At 42.9% G+C, this 8,386-nt stretch carries 8 protein-coding genes; all 8 read left to right on the forward strand.

The window, feature by feature from the left end:
- The first annotated feature begins 238 nt into the window (after window positions 1-238).
- The 8 genes from AAHB12_RS30520 to ccsB all read left to right on the forward strand — a co-directional run bounded on the left by AAHB12_RS30520 (window position 239) and on the right by ccsB (window position 8,368).
- Window positions 239-1,156, forward strand: coding sequence for a superoxide dismutase (locus tag AAHB12_RS30520; protein ID WP_129728097.1), 918 nt, complete (start codon window positions 239-241; stop codon window positions 1,154-1,156).
- Between the two features lie 444 nt (window positions 1,157-1,600).
- On the forward strand, window positions 1,601-2,680 hold the full coding sequence (locus tag AAHB12_RS30525) for a D-alanyl-D-alanine carboxypeptidase family protein (RefSeq protein ID WP_129728229.1): 1,080 nt from the start codon (window positions 1,601-1,603) through the stop codon (window positions 2,678-2,680).
- The gene (locus AAHB12_RS30530; protein WP_129728098.1) at window positions 2,673-3,272 is read left to right on the forward strand and encodes a nucleoside recognition domain-containing protein; all 600 of its coding nucleotides are present in this window, start codon (window positions 2,673-2,675) and stop codon (window positions 3,270-3,272) included. The genes AAHB12_RS30525 and AAHB12_RS30530 overlap by 8 nt, the downstream gene beginning before the upstream one ends.
- Window positions 3,269-3,799 carry a spore maturation protein gene (locus AAHB12_RS30535; RefSeq protein ID WP_129728099.1) on the forward strand — a complete coding sequence of 177 codons (531 nt, stop codon included), beginning with the start codon at window positions 3,269-3,271 and terminating at the stop codon, window positions 3,797-3,799. The genes AAHB12_RS30530 and AAHB12_RS30535 overlap by 4 nt, the downstream gene beginning before the upstream one ends.
- Window positions 3,800-4,240: 441 nt before the next feature.
- Entirely contained in the window at window positions 4,241-4,969 is a 729-nt protein-coding gene (gene rluB / locus AAHB12_RS30540; protein WP_342048840.1) for a 23S rRNA pseudouridine(2605) synthase RluB, read from the forward strand.
- Window positions 4,970-5,016: 47 nt separating this feature from the next.
- Window positions 5,017-5,541 carry a thiol-disulfide oxidoreductase ResA gene (gene resA, locus AAHB12_RS30545; RefSeq protein WP_129728101.1) on the forward strand — a complete coding sequence of 175 codons (525 nt, stop codon included), beginning with the start codon at window positions 5,017-5,019 and terminating at the stop codon, window positions 5,539-5,541.
- A 33-nt stretch (window positions 5,542-5,574) separates the two neighbouring features.
- Window positions 5,575-7,197: a cytochrome c biogenesis protein ResB gene (locus AAHB12_RS30550; protein ID WP_342048842.1), complete on the forward strand. Its 1,623-nt coding sequence runs from the start codon at window positions 5,575-5,577 to the stop codon at window positions 7,195-7,197.
- Window positions 7,198-7,210: 13 nt separating this feature from the next.
- Window positions 7,211-8,368, forward strand: a complete 1,158-nt coding sequence (ccsB, locus tag AAHB12_RS30555; protein ID WP_342048844.1) for a c-type cytochrome biogenesis protein CcsB — start codon at window positions 7,211-7,213, stop codon at window positions 8,366-8,368.
- The last annotated feature ends 18 nt before the right edge of the window (window positions 8,369-8,386 follow it).

Raw genomic sequence — 8,386 nt, forward strand, 5'->3', positions numbered from 1 at the left:
GCCGAATACGCTGCTTTTTTTTTTCATTGCACTGTAAGAAAGAATAAATTTTCAGCCGGAAGTGAATTCGACGTAGGCGGAAATTTTAGGAATACAGTATAAGTGCAACTACGCCTCTGTATTCGCCTAACGGCTCGCCAGTCGGCGAGTTTTCTTTATCCTTCTTTTTGTTGGCGTCATAGTAAACCGTTAATTGGAATACATTTAGAAGGTATAGCGATGAAGCGGGGGTGTCTCCATGATGCAGCGGGAACTGTTCGACCATTATTTTCACGAGGTGGAACATTGGTGTGAAAGTGTACTTCACGTATTGGATAGCCGGGCGATGGAAATCTATGACGTTCATATATTAGAGTATCGAATTCAAATGCTGCTCGAGCAGCTCAAAGGACAAAATGCCGACTATAATGTAGAGTTAGTTTATCAAATTAGCGATGATGTAGAACATATTCAGCATCATTTGCAAGAGGTGCTAACAACTGGGCATTACGAGGAATATGCCGCGTATGAACGGGGCTATGAAAGGGAGCCTGTCCCAATCGGAGGACACGTCCTTCCTCCGCTTTCTTACCCATACAACGCATTGGAGCCCTATATTGCAAAAGAAATTATGATGCTGCATCATGATAAGCATCATCGCAGCTACGTGGATGGTTTGAATAAAGCGGAGAAAATGATGCAAAAGGCTCGTAATACGGGAGATTATGATTTACTAAAGCATTGGGAACGTGAAGCGGCATTCCATGGATCAGGCCATTATTTGCATACTATTTTTTGGAGCAATATGAAGAAAGGAGGCGGCGGAGCCCCGAAGGGAACCCTGCTTCCGCAGCTTGAACAGGATTTCGGCAGCTTCGATCGGTTTCAAGCGCACTTTACAGAAGCAGCTAATAAAGTGGAGGGATCAGGCTGGGCTATTCTCGTTTGGGGCCCGCGTTCAGGGCGTCTGGAAATTTTGCAAAGCACACTGCATCAGTTATTTACGCAATGGGATACGGTTCCACTCCTTGTTTTGGACGTTTGGGAGCATGCATATTACTTGCAGTACCAAAATAGAAAAGAGGAATATATTCGGAACTGGTGGAACGTTGTTGATTGGAACAATGTAGAGGAACGATTTCAAAAAGCACGGAAGCTGCAATGGCAGCCATTTTAAAAGCTTCGCCCATAGTCGGGCGAGGCTTTTTTACACTTTAAGAAAGTATAAATTTCTAGCTAGAAGCCAATTCGACGTAGTGAGAAATTTTAGGAATAAAGTATAAGTAGGGCTACGCCTCTGTCTTTGCCCAAAGGCAGGGCTCGCCAGTCGGCGAGTTTTCTTTACAAGATACAAAAGTATAGCCTTTCAGAGAAAGCCGCCTAGCGCTTACGTTCTGCTCAGGTATTTGGCATGTTCTTTGGCAGGAGCTAGGCAGATCATGCAGCTATTCCTGCATCATTTTCAGATGTGCTCTGTTTTTCCGTTCTTGCCGCTTTTCAATCATAATTCCTAGGACAAAGCATACACTTGTACAAAACTGGAATAGGAAAGGATGTGGAAACGGTGCACGTATGGGTAAAGACAACTCTTTCCGTTCTTTGTGCTGCCTTTTTATGTGTCTTGCTTCTTTCTCAGCATACATATGCCGGCTTTCAGGGTGTGAGTGCGCGTAACGCTGTTTTGATTGAACAGCAGACCGGGCGTATTTTATACAGCAAGCAGGCGAATGCACCAGAGAAGATCGCCAGTATTACAAAAATTATGACAGCTCTTTTGGCGATAGAGTCTGGAAAAATGAAGGAGACGGTTTCCGTTAGCAATACAGCAGTGCGAACAGAGGGATCCTCCATTTATTTGACAGCAGGGCAAAAGGTGAAGCTTGAGGATTTAGTATATGGTCTTATGCTTCGATCTGGTAATGATGCAGCACAGGCAATCGCTGAGCATGTTGGCGGAAGCACAGATGGGTTTGTCTATTTAATGAATGAGAAGGCGCGGGAAATTGGGATGAAGAATACTCATTTTTCTAATCCAAGCGGTTTAGATGGAGATGGAAATCATTATTCCTCCGCCTATGATATGGCGTTATTAACAAGATATGCAATGCAAAATAAGACCTTCCAAAAGATATTCGGTACGGAAACGTATCAATCTGAGGCGTGGGATTATCCTTGGCACAACAAGCATAAGCTACTTACCTCTATGTATAAGTATGCAACAGGAGGGAAAACAGGATTCACGAAAAAAGCAGGAAGAACGCTCGTGACGACAGCTTCAAAGGACGGTTTGGATTTAATTGTTGTTACATTGAATGCGTCGGGGGATTGGAATGATCATATGTATTTATTTAACGAAGGCTTTAACAAGTATAGCATGACAACAATTATGCAGGATGGCGGTATTGCTGAAGTAAAGGGGAATTCGTATAAACAGCATGTATATTTAAAAAACAGCTTTTCGTATCCATTGACAACAGAGGAAAAACAGGACATAACCGTTAGTATCGAGCTGGAACCACGAGCACAAGTACAAACAGACGGCAGTATAGTTGGAAAAGCTATATTTCTATTAAAGGGGGAACGGATTGGCGAGCGAAATGTGTTTTATAGCAAGAAGCGGCTGTTGCCTGTGACAGGCTTATTTTGGGAAGATTTCCAGGAAGTATTTTCTTCCATGTTAGGTGTTACATACGATGGTTAATCTTATCTGGGTTGCGATGACGATTATTGGTGTGTTGTACGCGATGATAAACGGCACAATGGAAGCTGTAAATAAAGCTGTATTCGATGGCGCAAAGATGGCGGTTACGATTTGTATTGGTTTATTGAGTGTACTGATTTTTTGGCTTGGGCTGATGCGGATTGCCGAGGAAGCTGGTTTATTAAAAAAGCTGGTGGCTATATTTTTGCCGTTGATTAAAAAGCTGTTTCCTGAAGTGCCAAAGGATCATCCAGCAATGGGATTTATTCTATCAAATATGATGGCAAATTTCTTTGGGCTTGGCAATGCTGCAACGCCGCTCGGGATTAAGGCGATGGAGCATTTGAAGGAATTAAATGGGGGCAAGGACTCAGCAAGCCGTTCGATGATTACGTTTCTTGCTCTGAATACGTCAGCGATTACCCTTATCCCGACAACTGTCATTTCCATTCGGATGACGTATAATTCAGCTAATCCAACAGATATTGTACTAGTTACGTTTATTGCTCAACTATTATCCATGATTGGCGCGATTTGCATTGACCGTTATTTCTATAGAAGGCGTACAAAAAAGGAGGGGAACAAACGATGAGTATCGTGAACACCATTTCTCTTTGGCTTATACCATGCATGATTGCCTTTATTCTTTTGTACGGTACTGTCAAAAAGGTTCCAACGTACGAAACATTTGTCGAGGGGGGGAAAGAAGGTCTCGGCATTGCTGTCTCGATTTTGCCTTTTATGGTCGGCATGCTTGTCTCCATCTCCATTTTTCGTGCCTCAGGAGCATTGGATGCGCTGGTCGGTGTGATGAAGCCTTTTTTGGACAAAATTGGGGTGCCTGCAGAAATTGTTCCACTCGCTCTGATTCGTCCGATTTCCGGATCTGCCGGTCTTAGTATTACGACGGATTTAATTGCAACGTATGGACCTGACTCCTTTCTTGGCCGTTTGGCTGCTGTTATGCAAGGAAGTACAGATACGACCTTTTATGTTTTGACTGTTTATTTCGGGGCGGTAGGCATCCGAAAGATGGGAGACGCGCTGAAGGTCGGCCTGTTTGCTGATTTGATCGGGATTGTTTGCTCCATTATATTTGTTTCACTCATGTTCCGCTGATCATCAGCGGTTTTTTCTTTGTGCTGTAAGAATGTATAAATTCCTAGCTGAAAGTTCATTGGACGTAGTGGGGAATTTTAGGAATACAGTATAAATAGGGCTACGCCTCTGTCTTCGCCCAAGGGCAGGGCTCGCCAATCGGCGAGTTTTCTTTAGGAACAATGTTTTCCTTTTTGACAAACTTTTATTATAATGAAATTAGTGTCGTTATGAGGGAAAGGTGTAGACTAGGATTTTTTCATACTTTAGGAATAAAGTGTAAGTGCGACTCGCTTCTGTCTTCGCCTAACGGCTCGCCAATCAGCGTTTTTTTTATAAGGTTTGTAGAGCAAAAAGTGAACAAATTTTTAACAATTTATTGTAGAAATGCCGTCAGTTGGAAGCTGTGAACTTGTATTCCCTATTACATAACGGTAAGATGAACTTGAGGTGGAAAACGAAATGGAAAGATTGCAAAAGGTAATCGCACAAGCTGGGATTGCTTCCCGAAGAAAAGCAGAAGAGCTTATTCTTGAGGGGAAGGTAAAAGTCAATGGTAAAGTGGTGACTGAATTAGGAATAAAGGTAGGCAGACAGGACGAGGTTGAAGTGCTCGGTGTGCCGATTGAGAAGGAAGAACCTGTATACTTTTTATTATATAAACCGACTGGTGTAATCTCTGCTGTAAGTGATGATAAAGGAAGAAAGGTTGTAACCGATTTCTTTCCGGAAATTAAGCAGCGTATTTTTCCTATTGGCCGCTTGGATTATGATACGTCTGGTCTTCTCCTCCTGACGAATGATGGAGAGTTCGCAAATGCGCTTATGCATCCGAAGTATGAGGTTGAGAAGGTATATGTAGCAAAAGTGAAGGGCGTATTGACTGGAGAGAAGATTCGTATGCTCCAAAGAGGCGTCATGCTGGAAGATGGTAAAACAGCACCGGCACGCGTGAAGCTTATTTCCGGAGATCGCCGTAAGGAAATAGCTGTTGTTGAAATTGCCATTCACGAAGGGCGTAATCGGCAGGTTAGAAGAATGTTTGAAGCAGTCGGCTGCAAGGTTGTGAAGCTAAAGCGGGAGCGCTATGCGTTTTTAGGGCTCACATCGCTCAGACCTGGAGAAGCACGTGCACTGTCGCCACATGAAGTGAAGCAGCTTCGCGCAATGGCTCTCACCAAGCCGAGATAAGCAGCTCGGCTTATGTCGGGCTATCTAGCCTAGAGGGGGAGAAGATGATGAAGAAAAACAGATTTGTATTTCGTAGCGTTATTTTACTCATTCTTGTTGGTGCGCTTGCGTTCACTCTGTATCAAAATTTCTTCACAGAGACGGAAAAGGTAGAAATCGGTAAGAAAGCACCGGATTTTCTTGTTACCGATATGAGTGGGAGCAAAATTTCACTTTCTGATTTGCAAGGAAAGGGAGTATTGCTGAACTTTTGGGGAACGTGGTGTAAACCTTGTGAAAAGGAAATGCCGTATATGAATGAGTTGTACGCTTCCTATAAGGAAAAGGGAATTGAAATGATCGCGTTAAATGCGGATGAGACGGAGATTGCTGTGAAAAACTTTGTGAACCAATATGGTTTGACATTTCCAATCGCGATTGATAAGGAACAGGAGATATTAAATACATACGGAGTAGGGCCACTTCCTACGACTTTTTTAATTGATGCCAGTGGTACAGTAGTAAAGCAGATTACAGGTACACAGACGAAGGAGCAGCTTGAGGAATACATAAAGGGGATTGTTCCTGAATAAAGCATGTTGCAAGTAGACATAAGGGGTGAGGGAATGGAACACGTAAAATGTCAATGCGGTCATGTCAATCCTGTTGGCACCTTTTTTTGTGAGGCATGCGGGAAGCCGTTTCAACACGAAGAGTCTGTAAGTTTACTAGATATGAAGTATGAGGGAAGTGCACGGCGTTCGATCACCTATAACAAAACACTTGTAGACAAAATATGGAGCTTTTTTTCATCTGTAAAGGTTGGAATTTGGCTTATTGTCATTACGCTTGTGGCATCCGCTATCGGTACTGTGTTTCCGCAGCAGATGTATTTGCCTCCAGAGGTTACGCCAAGTGAGTACTATGCAGATCAATACGGTGTTCTCGGCAAGTTGTATTATAATCTTGGGTTCGATAATCTGTACAGTTCTTGGTGGTATATGGTTTTACTCGCATCCATCGGAATTTCGCTTGTTATATGCAGTCTCGATCGGGTCGTGCCTCTGTATAAAGCATTGAAAAATCAAAGAGTAACGCGTCATCGCAGCTTTTTAAAGCGGCAGAGATTGTTTGGTGTTTCTTCAGCAACGCCTGAAGACATTGCTATCGTTCAAGAAAATCTGATAAAACGGCGTTATCATGTACGAACAGAAAATGAAAACATACTAGCTGAAAAAGGTCGCTTTTCTCGTTGGGGACCTTATGTGAATCATATTGGGCTCATTATCTTTCTAATTGGTGCCATGCTTCGTTTTGTACCAGGTATGTATGTAGACGAGGTCATTTGGTTACGCGAAGGTGAAACGAAGGAAATACCGGGTACAGATGGTAAGTACTATTTAAAAAATGAAAAGTTTATTAAAGAAGTGTATAGCAAAGAAGAAGAGGATAAAGTGTTTGACGAGGCGATTGATCGCGTCGGCAACAGCATGATTCCGAAAAACTATCAAACGAATGCTGTGCTGTACGAAGCAGTAGGCTCCACAGTTGCCGGTCAAGAGCCTAAGTTGAAAAAGGTAACAGATTACAAGATTCGGGTGAACGACCCTCTAAAATTTGAAAGCTTTGCCTTATATCAGACAGATTATAAAGAGGGAGAACTAAGCAAAATGTTTCTTCATCTGGAGGATAAGACAACCCACGAGAAACGCGGTCCAATTGAAGTGAATCTTGCGAATCCAGAAGAGAAGTATGATTTAGGGAATGGATACCGAGTGGAGTTGTTAAGCTATTTTCCTGATTTTTACTTTGATGAAGAGGGAAAACCGAGCACGAAAACGAAGGTGCCGAACAACCCGGCGTTTGTATTCAAAATGTTTACTCCAACAACACCAGATGGGGAAGTAAGCTTTGTTGCGATTCGACAAAATATTGAGCCAGCAGGCACAAATAAGTATAAAATGACATTCGCAGGCATAGAGACGAGAAATGCAACTGCGCTCACTGTACGGAAGGACTTAACACTGTGGATTCTCGCTCTTGGCGGTACTATTTTCATGATAGGGGTAATCCAAGGGATGTATTGGAATCATCGCCGTATTTGGATGCAGCGTATCGACGGTGAGTGGTGGATTGCTGGACATACAAATAAAAATTGGTATGGATTTCGCAATGAAATTGAGACGGTTCTGTCAGGTACCGCTGTTCCGCAGCCGGAGGATAAAGCACTGATGGAAAAAATCAGTTAAGGGTGGGAGAAGTATGGCACAAATCAGCAGTAACTTTCTTTTTGCTGCCTTTATTCTATATCTTGTGGCAACCCTTTTTTTCGGAGGAAGTATTCGGGAGAAGGGAAAGAAATGGGCAAACATTGGAATTTGCATTACAATCGCGGGATTTCTTGCTCAACTAATTTATTTTGTCACACGTTGGATTGCAGCAAAGCATGCTCCTGTAAGCAATATGTTTGAATTTACGACATTTTTTGGCATGGCGCTTGTGTTAGCCTTCATCGTTATGTACTTTATTTATCGTACAAGCGTTCTTGGACTGTTTGCATTACCGATTGCGATTTTAGTGATTGCCTATGCGAGTATGTTTCCTCGTGAAGTGACACCGCTTATTCCATCGCTTAAGAGCTACTGGCTGTATATTCATGTGACGACAGCGGCGCTTGGAGAAGCTATTTTGGCAATTAGCTTTGTCGCGGGTCTGATTTACTTGATTAAAAACGTAAATCAATCCAGACAAAGCAAACAAACATTTTGGCTTGAAGCAGTGCTGTTTTTTCTTGTATGTACACTGGGCTTTGTCAGTGCGACAACAGCTTTTTCTATTAGTAGGTATGAGGCGAAGTTTGAATACACGGATAAAAATGACCAAAAAACTGAGATGGTATATCAGTTGCCAGCGCTTGTTGGACCTTATGAGGGTGTGCTGCAGACAAAAGGAAAGCTTGATCCCGTGCTTCATACCCCTGCCATTGTAAATGCCAAGAAATTGAATACGGTGATTTGGTCTTTGCTGTTTGGAATCGCTATATATACAGTGCTCCGTTTATTATTTCGTAAGCGCATCGCGGCGTTCCTGCAGCCATTTGTGCAACGTGTCAACAATGATTTGCTTGATGAAATCGGCTATCGCTCGGTCACGATTGGATTTCCGGTCTTTACACTTGGCGCTCTTATTTTTGCAATGATTTGGGCACAGGTAGCATGGACGCGTTTTTGGGGATGGGATCCGAAAGAGGTATGGGCGCTTATTACATGGTTATTTTACGCTGCCTTTTTGCATTTGCGCCTTTCAAAGGGGTGGCATGGGGAAAAGTCTGCATGGTTAGCTGTTGTTGGTTTTGCTATTATTATGTTTAATCTTGTGGCGGTGAATCTCGTCATTGCAGGTCTGCATTCATATGCGTAAAAAAGAAGCGGAAACGCT

It is taken from the genome of Bacillus sp. OTU530 (genome assembly GCF_038440375.1).